The 21,838-nt window shown below is 46.1% G+C and carries 12 protein-coding genes; 3 read left to right on the top strand and 9 right to left on the bottom strand.

The features are described from left to right. Positions 1-198 precede the first annotated feature (198 nt). Genes QT984_RS08275 through QT984_RS08260 form a run of 4 tightly spaced genes read right to left on the bottom strand, consistent with a single transcriptional unit; the run spans position 199 to position 5,137 of the window. Positions 199-1,305, bottom strand: coding sequence for a hypothetical protein (locus tag QT984_RS08275; protein ID WP_333373775.1), 1,107 nt, complete (start codon positions 1,303-1,305; stop codon positions 199-201). Further along, the gene (locus QT984_RS08270) at positions 1,302-3,164 is read right to left on the bottom strand and encodes a CHAT domain-containing protein (protein ID WP_333373772.1); all 1,863 of its coding nucleotides are present in this window, start codon (positions 3,162-3,164) and stop codon (positions 1,302-1,304) included. Before QT984_RS08270 ends, QT984_RS08275 begins: the two co-directional genes overlap by 4 nt. Before the next feature lie 31 nt (positions 3,165-3,195). Then, positions 3,196-4,356: a DUF1822 family protein gene (locus QT984_RS08265; protein ID WP_333055375.1), complete on the bottom strand. Its 1,161-nt coding sequence runs from the start codon at positions 4,354-4,356 to the stop codon at positions 3,196-3,198. Beyond that, complete coding sequence (locus QT984_RS08260; protein ID WP_333055376.1) at positions 4,346-5,137, bottom strand: sigma-70 family RNA polymerase sigma factor; 792 nt, start codon at positions 5,135-5,137, stop codon at positions 4,346-4,348. The genes QT984_RS08265 and QT984_RS08260 overlap by 11 nt, the downstream gene beginning before the upstream one ends. Before the next feature lie 820 nt (positions 5,138-5,957). Between QT984_RS08260 and QT984_RS08255 the strand changes: the two genes are divergently transcribed. Continuing rightward, positions 5,958-6,392: a hypothetical protein gene (locus QT984_RS08255; RefSeq protein WP_333055379.1), complete on the top strand. Its 435-nt coding sequence runs from the start codon at positions 5,958-5,960 to the stop codon at positions 6,390-6,392. A gap of 359 nt (positions 6,393-6,751) precedes the next feature. On the opposite strand, the gene QT984_RS08250 is transcribed toward QT984_RS08255, so the two are convergent. From QT984_RS08250 to cobU, 3 genes are all read right to left on the bottom strand, one after another. Beyond that, positions 6,752-8,821 (bottom strand): AarF/ABC1/UbiB kinase family protein, encoded by a 2,070-nt coding sequence (locus tag QT984_RS08250; protein WP_333273078.1) that lies wholly within the window; start codon positions 8,819-8,821, stop codon positions 6,752-6,754. Between the two features lie 77 nt (positions 8,822-8,898). After that, the gene (locus QT984_RS08245) at positions 8,899-9,321 is read right to left on the bottom strand and encodes a hypothetical protein (RefSeq protein ID WP_333055383.1); all 423 of its coding nucleotides are present in this window, start codon (positions 9,319-9,321) and stop codon (positions 8,899-8,901) included. Positions 9,322-9,597: 276 nt separating this feature from the next. After that, positions 9,598-10,173 carry a bifunctional adenosylcobinamide kinase/adenosylcobinamide-phosphate guanylyltransferase gene (cobU, locus tag QT984_RS08240; RefSeq protein ID WP_333055385.1) on the bottom strand — a complete coding sequence of 192 codons (576 nt, stop codon included), beginning with the start codon at positions 10,171-10,173 and terminating at the stop codon, positions 9,598-9,600. A gap of 309 nt (positions 10,174-10,482) precedes the next feature. Between cobU and QT984_RS08235 the strand changes: the two genes are divergently transcribed. Beyond that, entirely contained in the window at positions 10,483-11,454 is a 972-nt protein-coding gene (locus tag QT984_RS08235; RefSeq protein WP_333055386.1) for a glycosyltransferase family 2 protein, read from the top strand. Here QT984_RS08235 and QT984_RS08230 read toward each other — a convergent pair. Beyond that, entirely contained in the window at positions 11,451-11,669 is a 219-nt protein-coding gene (locus QT984_RS08230; protein WP_333055490.1) for a hypothetical protein, read from the bottom strand. The two genes, QT984_RS08235 and QT984_RS08230, sit on opposite strands and share 4 nt — an antisense overlap. Between QT984_RS08230 and QT984_RS08225 the strand changes: the two genes are divergently transcribed. Then, positions 11,578-12,513, top strand: coding sequence for a glycosyltransferase family 2 protein (locus QT984_RS08225; protein ID WP_333373808.1), 936 nt, complete (start codon positions 11,578-11,580; stop codon positions 12,511-12,513). The two genes, QT984_RS08230 and QT984_RS08225, sit on opposite strands and share 92 nt — an antisense overlap. Before the next feature lie 121 nt (positions 12,514-12,634). On the opposite strand, the gene QT984_RS08220 is transcribed toward QT984_RS08225, so the two are convergent. Next, positions 12,635-21,838, bottom strand: a 9,204-nt coding sequence (locus QT984_RS08220) for an Ig-like domain-containing protein (protein ID WP_333373768.1), incomplete at its 5' end; no start/stop codon positions are given.

Raw genomic sequence — 21,838 nt, 5'->3', positions numbered from 1 at the left:
TTGGGTGGGGGCGGGTTTATAAAAATTATTTGTGGGTGACAAAATTAGTCGCGAACCCGCCCCTACGAATTTTGGTTTTTTGGGGTTATTGGTTGGGTGGGGGCGGGTTTTTACAGATGATTTGTGGGTGACAAAATTAGTCGCGAACCCGCCCCTACGAATTTTGGTTATTGCGATCGTACATTCATCAAAAATTCACTATTTCCTGTCTTCCCTCCTTTGCAAATCCCGCAATTGCTTCTCAATCTTTTCCACCATTGGCAAATCTCCCAAGGTTGTATATCCATCTTTTGCCATTCGCAAATATTTCATAGCTTCCAGATTATTTCTCATGGCTGAATGAACTTGTCCCAATCCGTATCTAGCGGCCGTCAACTCCTCAATATCGTCAGGTTTCGCCGTATTAATCACCTTGGAATAGTAGACTTCAGCCTGGGGAACCAGTTGTAGCTTTTCTAGATACAAATCGCCCAACGTGCGATAAATGGGCGGTGTTTCCATGCCAGTTTTTTGTAAATTTTCTAAGATTTCTCTTGCTTCGGCAATCAAGTTTGTGTTAAGATAAACGCTAGAAATTGCTAATTTTTTGGCGTTTTCGTTAGGTACTTGTTTGTCGATCGCCCCAACCTCACTTTTCACCCTTTCCACCTCAGTCTCATCCAGCAAGCTAAACTCGATATCCCCCTCCCCAACAGCGCTTTCTGAAGAAGCGCCCGTATTCGCCTCGACAATCAATCGGTACCTAACACCCGGTTTCAGCGCCGGTTCCCCCGGATAGACAGCCTCAGTACCGCTAACAGTCATTTCCCAGTTTAATTTCGCTCCATTTTCGCGGAGGCTCAACTTATAGCTAGTAGCACCAGCAACCGGATTCCACCGCAAAATTGGCTTGCTGTCGAGCAATTTCGTCCGCCGCGGACTGATTATATAAGGAATTGGCGCGCTATTCCAAGCAATTTTATCGTCGCCGCGATCGGGACATTTAATCAAGTCGGTGCTGCAATCAGATTTCGACTCTTCTTTGGCTAACAAACAGCTATTCAATTGATTTTCACTCCCTGCGATCGACTTAATTCCCCAATCTGCACATTGGATCGTCAGTTGGGCGTTTTGTGCGGTTCGCAATTTGTCTCCCGGATAAAGCGGCGTACCGCTGGTAGGGCGGACAATTCGGCCGTCTTGGCGATCGATCGCAACTTCCCCGCTACTATGGATAATCAGTCCGTTGGATATTCTGTTACTCGCTGCTAGTACAGTAGTTGCGATCGAGCTTAAAGCTATAGAAACTGCAATCCTGATTTTCACTTGATATTTCCTTTTATTCGTAAATGTTGTTTAGCACTTTGGATACATTGCTCTTGTTCTGGTACGCTAGATTTAGAATATTTAATCGTTTTTTCCCAGTGTTCTAACGCTTCATGGGGCTTACCTTTAGTTTCCATAACCCGTGCTAAAAAACAGTGAGCTTCCGGGCTATTGTCTGTCAATCCAATTGCTGTTTGAAAATCTATCTCTGCATCGTCATACTGCTGTTCTTTAAACCGTATCCAGCCGCGATTTTTGATACAAGCAGCTTTTACACCGTCGTATTTAGCGTGTTCTAAACAAAGGTTGATCGCCTTTAAAGCTGCTTGATGTTTATCCTTGCGAATGAATAATTTAGATATTTGAGCAGAAGCATCAGGAAGTCCTCGCAATACAGCATTTTGCATGGCCTCTAACGCACCGCGATCGTCATTCAATTCGTCGCACAACATAGCTAAATTATAGTAAGGTTGTGCATAATTCAGATTAATTAAGCTGGCTAATTTGTAGAATAATTTAGCAATTAAAGGTTTATTTTGACGGTGGTTTGCCATGCCAATTTGATTCGCAACTGGGGCAAGTATCGGGCCCATTAACATATAACTGCTAGCGGTAGTAGCTAAACCGATTCCCAGGCGCTGCATCAAATTAGAAATAAAAATAGAGATATCGTTGTTTGGGCGATCGTCCACCACATCATCCGCAGCAGCCATCAAAGGGCGATCGCGCTTTAATTGCAGTAAAGTCAACCCATCAAAAGTTGGCTGCTGACAGAGCACTGGTATCGCACTCGCACCGGGAAACTGAGATTCCCATTTCTGTAAATAATCCTTAGCTTTTCGTACTGCTAAAAACAAAGGATATTCTTTGCTTAAATATCCGAATAAAGACTTAACAAAATCGTGAGCAATTTTATCTGGTATCGGCGCACGCATCACAATCATTGACGGTAAAGGCAAGCCTCCAGCTACTAAATCTGCTGCCAATTTGAGGCTAGAACACGAGTTTAAAATTAGCAACTCCAATCCTTGAAAAATTGATTTTTCCAACCCCTCTTTTAAATAGTCTATTGTGACAGTATTATCGCAATCTGCTTCATTAATATGCAGCCATCCATTGACAGCATTGCTATTGCTATGCCCGCCGTAATATAAAATCTGCCAATTTTTTTCATCCTCTAACAACTTCTCGCGTAGCTTTTCCGGTGTTGGCTGTTGCATAAATTCTAACTTGCAGCGATCGCCAAAAGACATTTGAAGACTTTTCTCATCTTGTTTCAGATCGAGTCCGTCACTATTACCGGAGACACATAAAATTCTACCTCGCGAAGGCAGAGGCATTCCGCCTGTAGTTGCCTTTTTGAGAGCTTTTCTATACTGGGACGGACTTTTAATTATTTCACAGTTTTTGTAATCTTCGCGAAATTTCCACGCATCCCAAGGCAGATGCCAATTTTCCGAATCTTTGATTTCGAGAAATACTTCAAAGCACCGATCTCGACCACCAAACGCATCAACTACATTTCTAAAATTATGCTCAATTCCCGCATAAAACTCCTCACTACTCAGCCACAGCCTCATAGATTCATTCAAATATTGATAGATCAATTGAGGATTATCTTCACAAATATTGGTTGTCCCTGTAGCCTTAACTTTAATTCTAGAAAGGATGTTGCTAGATTTTCCCGCACGACAAATAAGTTGCCATCTTTTTTGCAGATCGTCAACTTCCGGGGCTGGTGGCAAACTTCCTTTAAATTTATGAACAGTTGTTTGGTTTTCTTGAAACTCCCCTGTGATGTCGGGAAAACCCTTGTGTAAATCCCCAATCCCTAAACCCAAGATAAATCTTAAGCTCATAAATTAGACGCGAATAGAGTTAATCGAGATATCATACCACAAAATTTTCTGTGACGCTGAAATCATCTAAAGCTACTCGAATACTAAAACTCTCGTCTCGATCGACCTCAATATCCTTCAGCAAAATGTACCTCTCCTGAATCCTTGATTGTGACTCGGTTAGATTTTTACCGATGTCGGAGATTAAGGAAAGTTTAATATTCTGGGGCAGGTAACGTTCTCCGATCGCCGGATGCAGTTGAACGTGAACTCTGACAGTGCGATCGCTCTCTTCAGCAATCGCCACCAACAAAGCCACCGTTGTCCTTCCCAGCCGCATTCCCAAGTCAATCAACTTAGCCCGCGTGACATCGGCTTCGGGAAACCTATTGATGCTACTTTGACTGCTCTGTAACGCAGATTCTTCTCTCGAATTTCCACCTCCTCGTAATGCAAAACTGGGGGTTTCGTCAGGAGAAATCAAGTTTTTTAAATTTTGTTTACCTCGATCCAATTGCTGCAAACATCTGTCTACAAAATTTTGCCACCAATTGCCTAACTGAGATTCAACCGGATTTTGAATCTCCACCTGAGAAGTTTGTGTCTGCTGGTTAAATACCGCTTCAAAAGGCAGCCAATCAGCCGTAAATACATTCATCAACCACTGACTGAGGTTAATTTGAGATTCCAACAAATGTTCTAGATGCCCTAAAAAATCATCCAGGGAATGCAATTCGCTCAATACTAATTCCCCCGCATCCGCATTGGGAGAAAAACCAAGCAATCTCGCTTCCTTTTCCTCCTCATCAATTTCTACAGCAATATAGCCAATGCGTTCTGCCCTTGCTTCCACCGGCACCGGGCAAATCTCAGGCGGATGTGCAGATGAATTCTGGTTGCCAGTTTCTTGAGTTTGAGGTCGATTTTTAATTGGACGGCATTCGATTTTTCCCAATCCTTTAACATACAAATCTCCCGCATCTGCAAACAGGCGAATTACGGGATTCCAGCTATCGCATTCAGTCAAGTCAGTCTCAATATCGATGATTTTTAGATAATCGCGAACTGCCAGCACTGCCAAAGTATTGAGATAAACTTGCTCGTGCCTTTGCGGGTGGCGCTGTTGGGTGGCAAACTGCTGAGCAACTTGCAGTGCCTTCTGAGTAATTGGCATTGGCAAAGATTCGATTTCCCAAAGGTTGTTATGGTTCATTGTTCTGGTACACTCCTGGTATATTTAAAGTTTGATATCCTTGGTCTTCGCAAAATTTTTGCAGCAGATAACGGCAGTCATTGTTGAACAATTGATATAAAGTAGAATGCGCGCAACCAAACTCTTTGGCGAGTTCTTGAAGACTTTGACCGTACAAACATTTTCGCTGCAATAAAACTTGACAATTTATCTGCGGTTTGCCTCTAACGTGTCTGCTTTTTAACTCGTTATTTGGATCGGTTTCTATCCATGCGAGAAGTTCGTCCAAATAGAAACTTACATCATAATCGGCGGCGAGATAGTCAATGGGATTGATGGTTTCTTTGTCTTGTTTTCCTTCTGAGGACGCTATTCGACGGCGGTTTGGTGTCTCACTTTCTTTTATTGGGGCCAGACGACAATCAAAAAGCCGCCTTTCGAGATAGCTATTTAACCAAGTAGTAATCAGGCTTTCTTCGGGATCGTAAGGTCGTTTTGCTGTGGTAGCTTCACATAAATTTCGATTGAGATAGATCCAGGTTTCTTGCAATGCCTCTTCATAGTAAGGTGTTTTTGGTTTCCAGAGTTTGCCGGATTTGATAATCTCTCGAATTAGTTGATTCAAGAAACGACTTCGCCTGATACTGCCGGGGGGCTGCTGGCAAGCTTTGGTGACGAGTTCGACGATTTGCTGGTGTGCGGGATCTCGATCGAACTTTTCCGATTTTACTGAGCACCCAACAGCATCGGTTTCGTCGGATAAGTGGTCTTCCCCCTCGGAGGGGTTGGATTTATCAGTCATAGTTAAGTGCGGCCGCAACTTTGTTCCTACATTTATTTATCAGGGTAAGTTGGAGGAATTTATGCGAAATTCAGAAATTTTTTTCAGAGGATGGTTGAAAGTCTTGCTGTGCGGTGGATTGGGCAGTTGAATTAGATGTGAATTTTTGTTAAGACGCATCAAAACCTGCATAAACCGGGTTTTTGCGATTTATGCAGGTTTGTAACGAAGTCTTCTGCGAAAAACCCGGTTTATGACCACCCGTGCGTTATTCGATCGCCCTTAAATCCCCAAAACACCCGTGGTTCCGTACTTCCACGCAGTCTTTGCCAAACTCGACAAAAAAAACTGGAGAGTTTTGCATAAAACTACCGAGCTCACCCTGATAAATAAATAGAAAGAACAAAAAGGCTTGAGGGGCGATCGATCTTTAGTGTTAACAAGCAGATCGATCGCGCAATCCGGCTATCTCGCAATCCCGAACTCCGGCTCTTGTTGAAACAAGAGCCTCAAAGCGAAAGTCGTCGGTCGCCGACTGAAGAATTTACCAGTCCTCTTTGAGAGGACTTTCGCTATGAGGCGGGGAATTCATTCCCCGCCGGATTCTGGGAAAGCGCGTTATTCGATCGCCCTTAAATCCCCAAAACACCCGTGGTTCCGTACTTCCACGCAGTCTTTGCCAAACTCGACCAAAAAAACTGGAGAGTTTTGCATAAAACTACCGAGCTCAACCTGATAAATAAATAGAAAGAACAAAAAGGCTTGAGGGGCGATCGATCTTTGGAATGAGAATTAAATAACTTCCACAAGTTTGTGGGATGGGCCTAAGAGCCCGTCCTTTTTGGATGGGCTCTTAGGCCCATCCCACTTTCAAGAGTGGAAGTTATTTAATTCTCATTCCTTAGCAAAAGGCAGTAGCTTCAACATTAATCAAAACCAACAAATTGTAGTAATCAAGTCCCCTTACGACGAAATTTCTACTTGGAATACTAAACTAAATCAAACCTACATTCCTTACGGTAGAGAAGGAAGAATAGGACAACAACGTCAAGCAGTTGAAGATAGTAATGCTGGCAGGAATAGGGTTTTGCGTAGTGCGTCCAAAGCTTCTGAATACTATGATAATGCTTCTTGGGACTTGCTCGATGCTCTCGAAAACGGCACAGTTAAACTAGAGGCAATATCAGATGATAATTTACCCGAAATCATGCGAGGGATGACGCTAACAGAAAAAAGCATATGTAGCTGGAAAGAAAACCGAAAGAGAGGCCATTAAAAAGACCATCCGCGACTTATCTCAAAAGCGTACAGCATATATTGAACAACAGTGCCAATCTAGTACCAATAGTGGTGAAAATACTCTCGATCGCGTAATGATTCAGAGTCTCCACCAGCAATTAGCCGCTAAAGGATTCAAGCTTAATTAAAAGAACGCAGACGACATTTCATCTGCGTTCATCTGTGTTTATCTGCTAATATCTGCGGTCAAAAAATCCCAATCTCCCAATTTAATATCATGGTCGATCGACCACGCTCAAAAGCTGGGGCGGGTTTACAGAATCTCTCGTTTCTATTGTAGATATTGGTGAACCCGCCCCTACAGGAATTATGGTCAATTCGCCTGACATGATATAACTACTTCGCCGCAGGTAAAGACAACTGAGGCGAAGTTTTAGGGTAGCTTCCATTCACGGGAATCGCATCCGGTTCCTGCGAAAGCAAAAACTCGCGAATAACCCTAGCAACTGCTCTTTGAGCTAAACCGCCGACTACTTTCTGCCCCATATTCTGCACTTGGGGTTTCACCAACAACTGCGGCAATAGCTGCAATACTTTCGTCCCGTCAAAACCGGGAGTTGATTGCAAAATATCCCAAATCCGTTTGATGTGTTCTAGGTTTTTTTGTTCAGTTGGTGAAACCACAGGTTGATTTGCCTTGACTCCAAACCATTCGCCGACGACTGCTTTGGCGTTAGCAAAGGCGTTGCTGGAAAGTGTGTCGAGACTCTTGACTAATTCGAGGACAATACGATCGCGAATGAAATCTCCTCTTTCGGAAAATAAATATTCTAAAGCTTGGTTCAAGATTTTGCTGACATCGTAATCCTCGCTCTCGCGGGCATTGTTGAGCAAGTTTTCTAAGCGGTTCCAGCGGAATTCGCCTTGTTTGAACAGCAAATCTTGCAGGGATGCTCTCAGTTCCGGTGCGGGGTCGCTCAACAGCCGTTTTGCAACGTAAGGATAGGCTTTGCTCAACACTTTGAATTCTGGATCGACATTAATGGCAATCCCTTCTAACGTGACGAGCGATCGAATAATCAAAGCATAGTAAGCTGGAACCCGGAAAGGATATTCGTACATCACCGCCGAAAGTTCGTCAGTAATGCTTTTGAAATTGAGTTCGGCAACGCTAGCACCCAAAGCATTGTTAAATACCCCCGCCAAAGCTGGAATAATTGGCGTTAAATCCGTATCTGGCGTTAAAAACTCCAACTTGACATAATCTTTTGCTAAACCTTCAAAGTCGCGGTTCACCAAATGCACCACAGCTTCCAACAAGCCGTATCGCTGATAAGGTTTAACTTCGCTCATCATCCCGAAATCGAGATAAGCTAATTGACCGTCAGGAGTTGCCAAAAGATTGCCGGGATGCGGATCGGCGTGAAAGAAACCGTGTTCTAGAAGTTGTCTGAGAGAGCACTGCACCCCCACTTCAATTAAGTAAGGAGCGTCGATTCCTTGAGCTTTAACGGCCTCTAAATTCGTAAGTTTGATGCCGGTGATCCACTCCATTGTTAAGACGCGGCGGCGGGTATATTCCCAGTAGATGCTGGGAACATAAATGTCTTTGATGTGGCCGTAGAGTTGGGCAAACCGTTCGGCATTTTGACCTTCGTGGGTGTAGTCCATTTCTTCGTAAATGCGCTCGCCCAACTCGTCCATAATGCCTGCGAGGTCACTGCGAATTATTTTGAAGTTGTTTTGTGCCCAAACTGCAAGACGCCGCAGGATGTAGATATCTAAGCCGATGTTTTCGGCTAAACCCGGTCGCTGGACTTTGATTGCGACTGTTTCTCCGGTTTTGAGTTTGCCTTTGTAGACTTGTCCGAGAGATGCTGCGGCGATCGGATCGGGGCTGATTTCTGCGTAGATGTCTTTGGGGTGGGCGCCCAATTCTTCTTGGATGAATTGATATGCTACTTCGTTGGGAAATGCTGGCAATTGGTCTTGCAGCGTTGTTAGTTCTTCTAAATATACTGGCGGTACTAAGTCGGGGCGTGTTGAGAGTGCTTGTCCGATTTTGATGAAAGCTGGGCCGAGTTGACCCAGAATTTCTCGCAGTCGGACGGCGCGGCGCTTTTCGTTGGTGGCGGTACGACCTGTTTTGCCGTCGAACCACACACTGAAGGCAAAGCTAAAAAATGTCCAAACAACGCTCGACAGCCTTCCCCAGACTTGTAGAGGTCGATTTCGGTACTGGGCTGCGATCGCCACTGGATCGTACCGAACAGCATCTCCGGCTAACTCGAAAGCTATGTCTCTGGCTGATTTGAGCCGATCGTCCGTTACGTGCTCCGTCTCTAGTGATACTGGTACTGCTTGCAGGGGAATTGTATTTGCATCTTGGAGATTGCTTAGTACAGCCTGAGTCCCTGAATTTACATAAGTTGGCGGGGAGGCTGGCGATACTGTCTTGACATTCATAAATCAGACCTAGTGTGAAGCATTGTAAATATATTGTAACAATTTAAGGAAGAAGACCCTTCTTCCTTCTTATATACTTACTCGCCGCTGGATCTTTGGAGTCGATCGCGAATGCCTGATAGTTGCGATTGGCTGCTGACGGGCGATCGAGGTTGGGGCATTTCGGTATCGGGCCAGTTCGGTAAGTCGTTACAGGGACAGAACTCCGGGGGCATTCCGGTTTGTTTGAACACTACGGGCATAGCGCAGCGCGCGCAGGGACTGATTTCCCAAGCTGGCGTCAGCAGTTGGGCAATTGTTTCGTTTGTGCCTTCGAGGTAACAGTCTCCGCTGTCGCGGGAGATGATTTTTTGCCAGCAGTCTTCAAATTCCTGGCTGTAGCGATCGCCCGCATTTACCGATTTGGGCTCCAGCGCTTCGGAACCGTTGCGAATTAATACTTTTTTGCCTAACTGAAACCAGTAAGCAATATATTTTCTTACTTCACTATCTGATGCCATAACTTTTAGTCAACCCTTCAACTAATTGATTATTTTAGACTTTGAATTTGAAATCACCACTCTTTCTTAAGAGACATTTTATCTTTTACATAATTTCAAAATTCGGCTATTCCTCATGTCTAATTGTTGGGCTTCCCCCCTAGGGATTAGGTTTTTTTACTAATTTATATGACTCTTGATTTTTCAATCTTAGTTAAAATCATAGCTGATTTTTAGTTAAAATTGTCGTTCGGGAAACCGATATTTTTTCTCTCTTGTCGATCGCGACTCTGGCTGTTAATTTTTCGCTACAGGCGGCAGTGGCGTACCCAAAGCGGTGAGATTCAAGGCGTAACCTCCGGTGGCGAGATAAACAGTATCGGCGATCGCCCCGATGTGGCGCACGAGAGTGCCGAGGCGATCGCGAAACAGCCGCCCCGCCGGATAAGCAGGCACAACACCCCATCCGGTTTCTTCCCCTACCAAAATTACATCAGCCGCCGCCGACTTCAAACAGGCGAGCAAATCTTGCTGCGTAGTCGCCCAAACAGCCGCTTCTTGTTCCAAAAGATTCGCCGTCCAAGTTCCCAGAGAATCAATCAACAAGCAATCTGAGGGCTTGCTGGCTTGCACAACTGCTGACAAGTCGATCGGCACTTCTAGAGTTTTCCAATCAACCCGACGGCGATTTCGGTGCTGTTCGAGGCGACGAATCCACTCCAAATCAGCTTCATCAACCTGACCGGTAGCCACATAAATTACTTGTTTTCCCGAACCCGCCGCCAGAGTTTCGGCCCATTCACTTTTGCCACTTCGGGCCGGCCCAGTTACTAAGATTAATTGTCTAGATGTGGTGGGTTCTGAGTTACTCATTAGTCAGTCGATTTTAGATTTTAGATTTTAGATTTTAGATTTACTCCACAACAAATGATTTTGGGAGATTGAAGTTTGGTTAAAATTTTTGGGCTGCTCGCGACTAATGTTGCGGGCTTGTCTCCCTTCTTTGGGCGGGGTAACATACAAAGGATTAAACATAATTCCCAATTGCCAATTCCCAATTAGCAATTACCAATTATGATTTAAACGGCTAACTACCAAATGCTTTTTAAGCGATAATAGCATTGATGAGACAAGATCAGAGTAAGTCGATCGAGAACCCCCGTATTTCCCAAGCTGTTATTTATGCCAGATCGTCCTCAGATATCAGCGATTATTTGCACCCACAATCGCGCCGCCTATTTAGGTGGGGCGATCGACAGCTTGCTGGTACAGGATTTTCCCGACAACTTTGAAGTAGTAGTAGTGGATAACGCTTCTAGCGATTATGCAAGCCCCGAAAGTTCGACTTCGCGCACCCGCGAGGTGGTAGAAGCAAGACAGGGCGATCGGCGCCTCAAGTACGTCTGGGAGCCGGAAATCGGTCTGTCAGTAGCCCGGAACACCGGCGCAAAGGAAGCTGGCAGTGAAATATTAGCTTATCTCGACGACGACGCTATTGCTGAGCCCAATTGGCTCAGGGTGCTGCACGCGGCTTATCAAAGCAATCAAAAACTCGCCGTAGCTGGTGGCAAAGTAAATTTGCTCTGGCCTTCGGGAGTCAGCCCGCCCGAATGGCTGTCACCGGGATTGGCCCAGAACTTGGGATCATACGATTTAGGCGATACTTACCTATACGTGACTGCTGCCGGTTTGACTCCCAGGGGAGTAAACTACTCAATCCGGCGCGCTTTTCTCGAACAAATTGGCGGCTTCGATGTCAAACTCGGTAGAGTCGGCACAAAATTGCTGTCAAATGAAGAGTTGCGGGCCACAGAATTAGCTTTAGAGTTAGGTTGGCAAGTAGTTTATCTACCGGAGGCCCTGGTGCTTCACCATGTCGCGACAGAAAGGCTCAACAAAGCTTGGTTTCTAGAGCGCGGGTGGTGGCAAGGCATCAGCGAGTGTTATCGCGAACAATTGTCCGATCGAGCCGGTATTGCTCAGCTTGGGTGGGGGGGTGAAAGAATCTTGAGGGGTGTCTGGAAGTCTTTTAAATATATTAGAGATCCAGGGCTGCGCTTTGAAAATTTCGTTTTTGCCTGGGGTCAAATCGGTTATTTGATCGCAGCCATCCGCGGCCTGATTTTTGCACCGAAATCGACCAGCAGGCATTAGGCTATAGGCAATATCCCTCGCTGCTCAAGTCGTCGGCCCTGCTGTGCCGATCGCACTTCATCCACAAAAAACTCGACCGCATTCAGGTTCAAGCACTCGATTATGACATCTAGTTCATCCAAGATTCCGGTTTCAGTTCTCATTCCGGCAAAAGACGAAGAACTTAATCTACCAGCGTGTCTGGCCAGCATTGCTAGGGCGGATGAAGTTTTCATGGTTGATTCCCAAAGCAGCGATCGCACCGTAGAAATTGCCATCAGCACCGGCGCCAAAGTAGTGCAATTCTACTTCGACAACCGCTGGCCGAAAAAGAAAAATTGGTCATTGGACAATCTGCCCTTTCGCAACGAATGGGTATTAATTGTCGATTGCGACGAGCGCATTCCCCCGGAACTTTGGGACGAAATCGCGCAGGCGATCGAAGACCCCAATTTTGACGGCTACTACCTCAACCGCAAAGTCTTCTTTTTAGGTCAGTGGCTGCGTTACGGCGGCCGATATCCCGACTGGAATTTGCGTTTGTTCAAGCATCAAAAAGGACGTTACGAAAATCTCGGCACTGAATCCGTCCCCAATACTGGCGACAACGAAGTTCACGAACACGTCATTTTAGCCGGTCAAGTCGGCTACTTAAAAAATGACATGATCCACGAGGATTACCGCGATTTATTTCACTGGATAGAACGGCACAACCGCTATTCTAATTGGGAAGCTCGCGTTTATTACAATATTATTGAAGGCCGCGACGACAGCGGCACTATTGGCGCTCACTTATTTGGAGATGCCGTACAGCGGAAGCGATTTCTCAAAAAAGTTTGGGTATGGCTGCCTTTTAAACCAATGCTCAGATTTATTTTATTTTACTTCATTCAGCTCGGCTTTTTGGATGGAAAAGCTGGCTATATTTATGCAAGGCTATTGAGCCAATACGAGTATCAAATTAATGCAAAACTTTACGAGTTGCGTTGTTGTGGCGGTCAGTTGAATGTAGCAGAACCTGAGCCTACTTTGTCGCCACCAGTAGTTAGAAGTCAGGAAACAGAAGTGAAATTGCCGTAATAGTAGGTATGAAATTTTAACCGCAGATGGCGGCGGATTGACGCCGATGAACCCAGATAAATGTTGATTTGGGTTAAGTGCGATCGCCCTTATTTTACCGATCGCACTTTTCCTTTGTTTCCTAAACCAGCATGAAATTAGCAGATGTTATGGCATTGGCACTCACTCCAACCATCACACCTAACTGCTCCCCTGTCAAGAGGTTTTTGATGAGAGTTCCCTGAGTATTTTGAGTTATTTCCAACTGACCAAAACTCAAGCCACCGCTTAATCCAATCAAATCTTGACCCAGGGTAAAATCAGCGATAATATCAAATCCTTGACCTGCTTTTAAGGCAAAGATATCGTTGCCGCTGCCGCCAATCAAACTATCATTTCCCATGCCTCCGTCAAGGAGATCGTTGCCTTTGCCACCTGTGAGAGTATCGTTATCTGCGCCTCCGAAAAGAGTATCATTTCCGGCACACCCTCCCAGGATATCTGCTCCTTCATCACCGTTGATTAAGTCATTACCTTCACCGCCGCAGATTGTATCATTTCCCTGTTGTCCAAACAGATTGTCATCACCTTGACTGCCAAGCAGGATGTCGTTACCTTTGCCTCCATATAAGGTGTCATTATCCTTACCACCATCGATGAAGTCATCATCTTTGTTGCCATAAATGATGTCAATACCTTCGCGGCCATGTAAGAAGTCATTGCCTTTGCCTCCGAAGATTAAATCGTTACCCGATTCGCCAAGAACGATGTCGCTTCCTTCATCTCCGTAGAGAGTATCTTCATCTTTGCCTCCGGCGATGAAGTCATTGCCTTGGTTGCCATTAATAATGTCATTATCGGCACCACCGTATATGTTGTCATCCCCGGATTTGCCCTCGAATATGTTGGCAGTATCGCTACCTAGTAATTCATCGTTTTGGGCAGTGCCTATTTGAAGGCCGGATGCGCCGAGTATGGTGTTTTCAACTGAGTTGGGTCGGTTTAAGTTGGGATAGGTAATTGTGTCGCAGATGCACTCATCGTCTGAGAGGTTATTAGTTGTTGGCGTGGGAGTTGCTGTTTCCGATGGTGTTGGTGTTTCTGAGGCTGTTTCCGATGTTGTCGGTGTTTCGGAGGCTGTTACTGATGGGGTCGGAGCGATCGGTCGGGTCGGAGCGATCGGTGTTGGGGTGTCAGTGCCTGTTTCGGTGTCGGGGGCGCTGCCGATTTCGCCAGAGGTAGGTTCCTCTGGATCGATCGGGCTATTACCATCGATCGTCTCGACAACAGGGCGAACAGTGGGGTCATTAACCTTCACCGTCTCCATCCGAGCCAGAATCGCCTCTTTGGTGTTTTGAGCGAGGAACTGTTCAACTGTCACAGTTCCCGCCGCCAAATCGGACAAACCGACAGCAATTTGACCTACAGATACCGCCTGCAACTTGGTAATTTCAAGGGCAATATCTTTGATGGGGCGACCGCTAGCGACGAGATCCTTGACCATTTGATTGCCCAAAGCCATGATTTGAGCCGCAGCAGCCGCACTAGCAACCAGTTGTGTCGGGTTGATTTTGGGGTCAGACTCTGCTGCTTTGGTAATGGCTGCTTGAAGGATAGCCAAGATTGTTTCTGTTTTGCCTAAATCTACAGCAGCGCCACCCTTGAGTTGATTTGCGATCGCCCCGATACCACTAAATGCGAGTTGAGCAATTGCTGTTTCCGAAACTCCCTCAATGAATTTCGCCGTCTGGACGATCGTGTTTTGCACCAGAATCATCGAGCCAAACACCGATACACCATTCGCGTCCCCTTTGGCGATCGCTTCTAAGGGGTCATAGCTGCCCAAATCAAGACCTGCGGGGATTTCTAATGCCGATTCTACCTGGGTTTGTGCCGTTAGTGGGTCAATACCTTGCTTCACCAACTCGGCGATAATCGTCGTTAAAGGAGTCACAACCGTTGACTCTACCGTTGAAATCAGTGGGGTTGCCATCGGCAAGCCGGTGGCTACATCCACTCCACCGATGATGTCCATGCCTCCCATCAGGACAAATTGACCTTCGGTATAGTCGATTTCACCGTTTTGGTTGGTATCAAACGTTTCGATATCTACGTTCAGGTCGAAGCTGCCATCGGCTTTGGTAATCGTAAAGGGTTCAGCATCATCCAATGTCCCGTTTAAGTTGGCATCAAGGAAGACCTTACCGTTAGCAATGTAACCGTCAATGATGCGAAGACCACGGAAAAGTTTTCTTAATAGTTGGGTTTGGAAACTAGACCCGAAAGGCTGGCTTCCTGTGTTACCCGTAGGAGACTGGCTTCCTGTGTTACCCGTAGGAGAAGGCTCATACACAATCTTTTCCAGTCCAGTGATTGTTTTGAAACTGCCATTGGGACCAGCAATTCGTCCTTGTGCCAATGTCCCCGTAATTTTATAGTCTGTCTGTTTGCCGGACAAAAACAACGTATCGAAGCCATCTCGGCCGTTAATGATATCGCTACCAGCTCCTGGATAGAGGTTATCGTCACCAGCTCCACCATCAAGGTTATCGTTGCCTTCCTCACCGTAGACCGTATCATTACCTCCTCCACCAGAGAGGGAATCGTTACCACTCCGACCATAGATGAGGCTGTTTCCTTGTCCGCCTTGGAGAGCGTCATTGTTTTGGGTTCCCGTGAGGGAATCATTAGACACCATCTCATACAGAATATCTTCAACATCCCAAGTCACGATTGTGATATCGCCTTTGGAAGTAGTAAGTTGCCGCCCTGTGGATGTTGGGGTAATTTTATAGTCTGTCCGTGGGCCGGACAAAAACAACCTATCGAAGCCACGTCCGCCGTTAATGGTATCGCTACCAGTCCCAGCAAAGAAACTATCGTCACCAGCTCCACCATCAAGGTTATCGTTGCCTTCCTCACCGTAGAGCTTATCATTGCCTTCTCCACCTGAGAGGAAATCGTTACCACTCCGACCATAGATGAGGCTGTTTCCTTCTCCGCCTTGGAGAGTGTCATTGTTTTGGGTTCCCGTGAGGGTATCGTTAGAATAGTTTTGATACCGGAAATTCTCAACTCCAATGACAGTTTTTACATCACCATTAGCAGCAATAACTTCCCATCCAGTTGATGTTTCCCTAATTTTATAGTCACTGTTATTGCCGAGTAAAAACAACGTATCGTTGCCCTCTCCTCCGATAATTAAATCGTTACCAGTCCCAGCATTGAAGTAATCGTCGCCAATGCCACCGAAGAGAGAGTCATTACCATCGCCACCATTGAGGTTATCATTGCCATCTCCGCCGTCAATGGTATCGTTACCTACGTCAGCATTGAAGTTATCGTTGCCAGTACCACCTGCAAGATAGTCATCACCATCTCCACCATTAAGGTTATCAATACCAACGCCACCGAAGAGAGAGTCATCCCCAGCATCACCGAACAATAAGTCATTACTTGTGCTGTCCGGGGAGCCGTTCCCTTCACCATAGAGAGCGTCATTGCCGTCTCCACCGCGAATCCAGTCATCGTTCTGCTGACCGTAGAGAGTGTCATTGCCAGTTCCGCCTTCCAGGGTATCATTACCCTCCCATCCGTGAAATTCGTCATTACCTTCATTACCGCTGAGAAGATCGTTGCCAATCTCACCCAGAAGGATATCGTTACCGGCTTGGCCAGAGAGGGTATTATTTCCAGCATTACCAATCACTAAGTCGTTATTAGCTGAGCCAATGACATTTTCAATCGAGGTTAACAGATCTGTATTGCCAGAAAATTGGGCCTTGCCATTGTTTAAATTGACATCAACAGCACCAGTAGAAAATCTGTAGTCGGCAGTATCAGTTCCGTCACCTCCATCAAGGACGTTGCTGCCATTGCCACCAGAGAGCGTATCGTTATCTCCCTCGCCATAGAGAGAGTCGTTACCATCTCCACCATCTAAGGCATCGTTACCAGTCCAACTAGCGAGATGGTCGTTTCCACCTTCTCCTCTCAGGATGTCATCATCCTCATGACTAAAGAGGCGATCGTTACCGTCACCACCATTGAGGTAATCTTTACCCCCAAAGCCTTCAAGGAAATCATTGCCACCTCGACCAAAGAGCGAATCACTACCGTCCTCGCCGTTTAGAGAGTCGTTGCCGCCACCACCGTCGAGGAAATCGTTTCCTGCTTCTCCTCGGAGTATGTCATTGCCAGCTTCACCGCTAAGAATGTCATCATCATTCCCACCAAGGAGCAAATCGTCACTCAAACCGCCGAAGAGAGTATCCTTACCATTTCCACCTTCGAGTGTGTCTTTGTCGTTGCTACCGTCGTAGTTTCCTCCCGTTTTTCCGTTGTCTTCGCCATAGAGAACATCATCCCCATCTCCACCTTGGAGGAAGTCCTTATCTCCCTGACCATAGAGAACGTCGTTGTCATTTCCGCCCTCAATGGTGTCATTACCCTGATAGCCGTGCAGTTCGTCATTGCCATCCTGACCCTTCATCAAATCATTGCCATTCTGACCAAAAACACGGTCATTACCAGAGTCAGCATTTAGGGTGTCATTACCATCGCCACCATCAAGCAAGTCCGCACCGTCAATACCGAACAAGAGATCATCGCCAGCATTACCATAAAGGAAGTCAGAACCCGATCCCCCATCAAGTGTGTCTTTGTCTTCATTGCCTTCGAGTTTGTCGTTGCCGTCCTCACCGTACAGGTAATCGATATCTTGTTGACCCTGGAGGATATCGTCACCACCCCCACCACGGAGAATGTCTCTGCCCCAACCACCTTCTAACTTGTCATTTCCTCCGTCGCCATGCAACGTATCATTGTTATCGTTACCTTCGATTCTGTCATTGCCATCCCAACCTTCTCCTTTATCATTTCCCGACCCCAAGATGAGATGGTCATCTCCACCTTTACCTCGAATATAGTCATCACCCCCCTTTGCGTCATATTTGTTATTTCCGTCATCCAGCCATTTGTCATCGCGACCATTCGACGGGCCCCCAAACCAGCCAAGAACGCTGTTAAACGCACCTTCAAAAAAGTTACCAATTTTATTGAAGGTATCGAGTACACCTGATGAAACACTATTAAATCCATTAACGACACCATCAATGGCTTTATTTACAGCCTCAGTGGCTGCACCCAGGGCACCGCCCGTCACTTTGTCAAACAACTCTTCGATACTTCTGAGCGGAGCTAGTGACACGGTATAGTCACCTTTGAGCACCCCAGCCTCATAACCTACCTTTACCTTGGAACCACTAGCTGTACCATCTGAGGTAATCTCAAGGTTTGCCCCAACATTGCCAACGAGCGGGAGATTGTAGCCTATGAATCCTTTAACTGTTAGCTTGCCATTCTGGAGGCTGATGTCGGCGCTGCCTAAATTTTGACCAAAAATTTTGGCTGTCCCTCCGATTTTTATATCGGTTGGACTTTTGATATCAATGAGCGCGTTCTCGATTGATAAGACCCCGAATAAGTCAAGATTTCCTTCAACTTTCAGCCCATTACTATCAGCTTTAATCTTCGCTCCGGCAACTTCTCGCCCAAGAATCTTTACAGAACCCGATCCACTGACTGTCTTTTTAGCAATATCAACTGAAAAATCGTTAATATCTAGTGCTACGACTCCTAAATTCAAATCAAAATCTTTGATTTTGGCACTCGTGGTTGTAAATTCCACGTTTGCTTTAGCAACAGTCTGGCCAAAAATCTCAAGTTTCCCATCTCCTTTAAGGTATTGTTCAGTGGGACTGACCTTGACGGCAAAATCCAAAGTCTTATCGTTGGGACCATCCGCACCCGTGAGTTTCAAAAATCCCAAGTCAATTTCAGGAATCTGTAAAACTCCTTCTAAACTTGGATTGCTTTGAGCGTAGGGATTGGCATTGAGACTGAGTGAAGCTTCTTTTCCCCAAGCCGTTACCTTCCCATTAATACCAAGACCTTGGGTTAATTTTGTTTCAGCAATTTCTGTCTCTAACGGCACTAACTTGAGTAGTGGATCAAACTTTGTATCTGCATCAGGCCCATCAACAGAGACAATATTGACATTCAAGGTTTGCCTCAAAAACGATTCTGCCTTCTTAACAAAATCGACTTCCTTCCCCACTTGTTTGATGACATAAGAGTAAACGGGACCAGCCAACAGATCAACAAGGTTGACAGGAGCATTTGCCGTTAATTCCACTGCAAATTTCTTGGGGTCGTTAGAACTGACAAAGAAAGCCGACTTGAGATCGAAGTTGCCAAACTTTAAATCTCCCACAAATCCAACATTATCAACCCAAGGTGGTGCGTAGGTTCCGCCAACTTGTAAGGCTAAATTCCGAATTTCTGAATCCGGTAAGCCAAAGGGATTTTTCCAGGGAGTTTTGGCCGTGAGTTGAAGCGCACCCGTAATTGATTTGGGGTCGAAAGTTAAGCCTCCCGAAAACGTTAATTCAGGTTCCGTTGTTTGGAAGGGATCATAACCTTTAATTAAATAACTGCCTACTATACCGAAATTCGGGGGAGAAGTTGAATCTGCTGAGACGCTTAATTTAGCACCACCAATCTCAATCGAGAATGGGTCAACTTTCAAAAGTGTTAGGTTTTCAGTGCTTAACTCAGCACTGAGGCTCACTTTTGGTACAACACCTGTTCTAACTTCTGCTTTTAGCTCTACCTCCTTAATTTTTAGCTGCTCATTAATGAAGTCTAAAAAATTTGTTTTACCATCATTCTTAGCATCTGCAAAGTTTATTTTTCCACTGAGTCCGTAGGTGGGAGCGGAGGTGTTTAGGTTGGATAAGGTGAGGCTGGGTTTGCTTATGGGTATAGTGACACCAGTTGCAACCTGAGCGACAAGAGGAAGAACTCCGAAGTTAGCGAAAGGTACGCTCCCGTCATGGGCGAGTTTCAGTTCGTTGTTTGTAAATTCAGCCGTTAATGGCTTGACCATCGGTACAAGCGCTTCGAGGACTTTTTTTTCTACATTAGGTACACTAATCTTGTTGTTTTTCAGATAGGCGTCTAGCTCGCTCCAGTTTTCAATCCGAGAATCGAAAGTGCGCGTTAAAGGTGCAGCAGTGATATTGTTGTTACCCGCTGCATCAGTGGCGCTGCTGGCGGGAACGTTGACGGTTACGATGCCGCTACCCGTTGGTGTGACAGTGAAATTGTAGTTACTACCGGTGCCGGTAAACCCACTGACAGTGGCGTTGGTGAGGCTGATATCGCTGGCAATAAACCCGGTAACATTTTCGTTGAAAGTTGCGGTGACATTGAAGGGATTCTTGACTGTTGCCCCAGCGTTTGAAGCGAGGGTTACAGTGGGCGGTGTGGTATCAACGGCGGTAGCAGTGTTGAAATTCCAAGCTGTTGCGCCTGTAGTACCGGCATAATTGTTACCTGCTAAGTCTTTAATCGCACCGGCGGCAATTTCAACGTAGTAATCAGTACCGGGCGCTAAATCTGCCGTGGGATTAACTGTGACTGTACTAGCGCTAACGGTGACATTGGCTGAGGTGACATCAATGGTTTCTACAACTGAGTTATCGGAGACTTTCTTGATGACAATATTGCCGATGCCTTTTTGTACGGCTTCACTCAAGTTGACAACTAAGTTAGCAGCAACTGCAACACTGGTGGCGTTGTCTGCGGGGGTGAAAGTGGCTGTCGGCGCTGTGGTATCAACGGCAGCAGCGGTGGTGAAATTCCAAGCTGTTGCGCCTGTAGTGCCGGCATAATTGTTACCAGCTAAGTCTTTAATCGCACCGGCGGCAATTTCCACGTAGTAACCAGTACCGGGCGCTAAATCTGCCGTGGGATTAACTGTGACTGTACTAGCGCTAACGGTGACATTGGCTGAGGTGACATCAATGGTTTCCACCACTGAGTTGTCGGAGACTTTCTTGATGACAATATTGCCGATGCCTTTTTGTACGGCTTCACTCAAGGTGACAACTAAATCAGCAGCAACTGCAACACTGGTGGCGTTGTCTGCGGGGGTGAAAGTGGCTGTCGGCGCTGTGGTATCAACGGCAGCAGCGGTGGTGAAATTCCAAGCTGTTGCGCCTGTAGTGCCGGCATAATTGTTACCAGCTAAGTCTTTAATCGCACCGGCGGCAATTTCAACGTAGTAACCAGTACCGGGCGCTAAATCTGCCGTGGGATTAACTGTGACTGTACTAGCGCTAACGGTGACATTGGCTGAGGTGACATCAATGGTTTCTACAACTGAGTTGTCGGAGACTTTCTTGATGACAATATTGCCAGTGCCTTTTTGTACGGCTTCACTTAAGGTGACAACTAAATCAGCAGCAACTGCAACACTGGTGGCGTTGTCTGCGGGGGTGAAAGTGGCTGTGGGGGCTGTGGTATCAACGGCGGTAGCAGTGTTGAAATTCCAAGCTGTTGCGCCTGTAGTACCGGCATAATTGTTACCTGCTAAGTCTTTAATCGCACCGGCGGCAATTTCAACGTAGTAATCAGTACCAGGCGCTAAATCTGCCGTGGGATTAACTGTGACGGTACTACCAGTAACAGTGACATTTGCCGCTGTGACATTTATAGTTTCTACAACTGAGTTATCAGAGACTTTCTTGATGACAATATTGCCGATGCCTTTTTGTACGGCTTCACTCAAGTTGACAACTAAGTTAGCAGCAACTGCAACACTGGTGGCGTTGTCTGCGGGGGTGAAAGTGGCTGTGGGGGCTGTGGTATCAACGGCAGCCGCAGTGGTGAAATTCCAAGCTGTTGCGCCTGTAGTACCGGCATAATTGTTACCTGCTAAGTCTTTAATCGCACCGGCGGCAATTTCAACGTAGTAATCAGTACCAGGCGCTAAATCTGCCGTGGGATTAACTGTGACGGTACTACCAGTAACAGTGACATTTGCCGCTGTGACATTTATAGTTTCTACAACTGAGTTATCAGAGACTTTCTTGATGACAATATTGCCGATGCCTTTTTGTACGGCTTCACTCAAGGTGACGACTAAATCACCAGCAACTGCAACACTGGTGGCGTTGTCTGCGGGGGTGAAAGTGGCTGTCGGCGCTGTGGTATCAACGGCAGCAGCGGTGGTGAAATTCCAAGCTGTTGCGCCTGTAGTGCCGGCATAATTGTTACCAGCTAAGTCTTTAATCGCACCGGCGGCAATTTCCACGTAGTAATCAGTACCAGGCGCTAAATCTGCCAGTGGATTAATGGTGACGGTACTGCCGCTAACGGTGACATTTGTTGATGTGACATCAATGGTTTCTACAACTGAGTTATCGGAGACTTTCTTGATGACAATATTGCCGATGCCTTTTTGTACGGCTTCACTCAATGTGACGACTAAATCAGCAGC

The sequence above is a fragment of the Microcoleus sp. Z1_B2 genome (assembly GCF_036700325.1).
Lineage (GTDB): Bacteria > Cyanobacteriota > Cyanobacteriia > Cyanobacteriales > Microcoleaceae > Microcoleus.
The sequence above is the reverse complement of the archived record's forward strand: the minus strand, read 5'-3'. Positions and strand labels throughout refer to the sequence as shown.

Coding starts and splice junctions, on each gene's coding strand:
- QT984_RS08270 (WP_333373772.1), bottom strand. CDS start 3,164: ATGAGCTTAAGATTTATCTTGGGTTTAGGGATTGGGGATTTACACAAG.
- QT984_RS08265 (WP_333055375.1), bottom strand. CDS start 4,356: ATGAACCATAACAACCTTTGGGAAATCGAATCTTTGCCAATGCCAATT.
- QT984_RS08260 (WP_333055376.1), bottom strand. CDS start 5,137: ATGACTGATAAATCCAACCCCTCCGAGGGGGAAGACCACTTATCCGAC.
- QT984_RS08250 (WP_333273078.1), bottom strand. CDS start 8,821: ATGAATGTCAAGACAGTATCGCCAGCCTCCCCGCCAACTTATGTAAAT.
- QT984_RS08245 (WP_333055383.1), bottom strand. CDS start 9,321: ATGGCATCAGATAGTGAAGTAAGAAAATATATTGCTTACTGGTTTCAG.
- cobU (WP_333055385.1), bottom strand. CDS start 10,173: ATGAGTAACTCAGAACCCACCACATCTAGACAATTAATCTTAGTAACT.
- QT984_RS08235 (WP_333055386.1), top strand. CDS start 10,483: ATGCCAGATCGTCCTCAGATATCAGCGATTATTTGCACCCACAATCGC.
- QT984_RS08230 (WP_333055490.1), bottom strand. CDS start 11,669: ATGAAAACTTCATCCGCCCTAGCAATGCTGGCCAGACACGCTGGTAGA.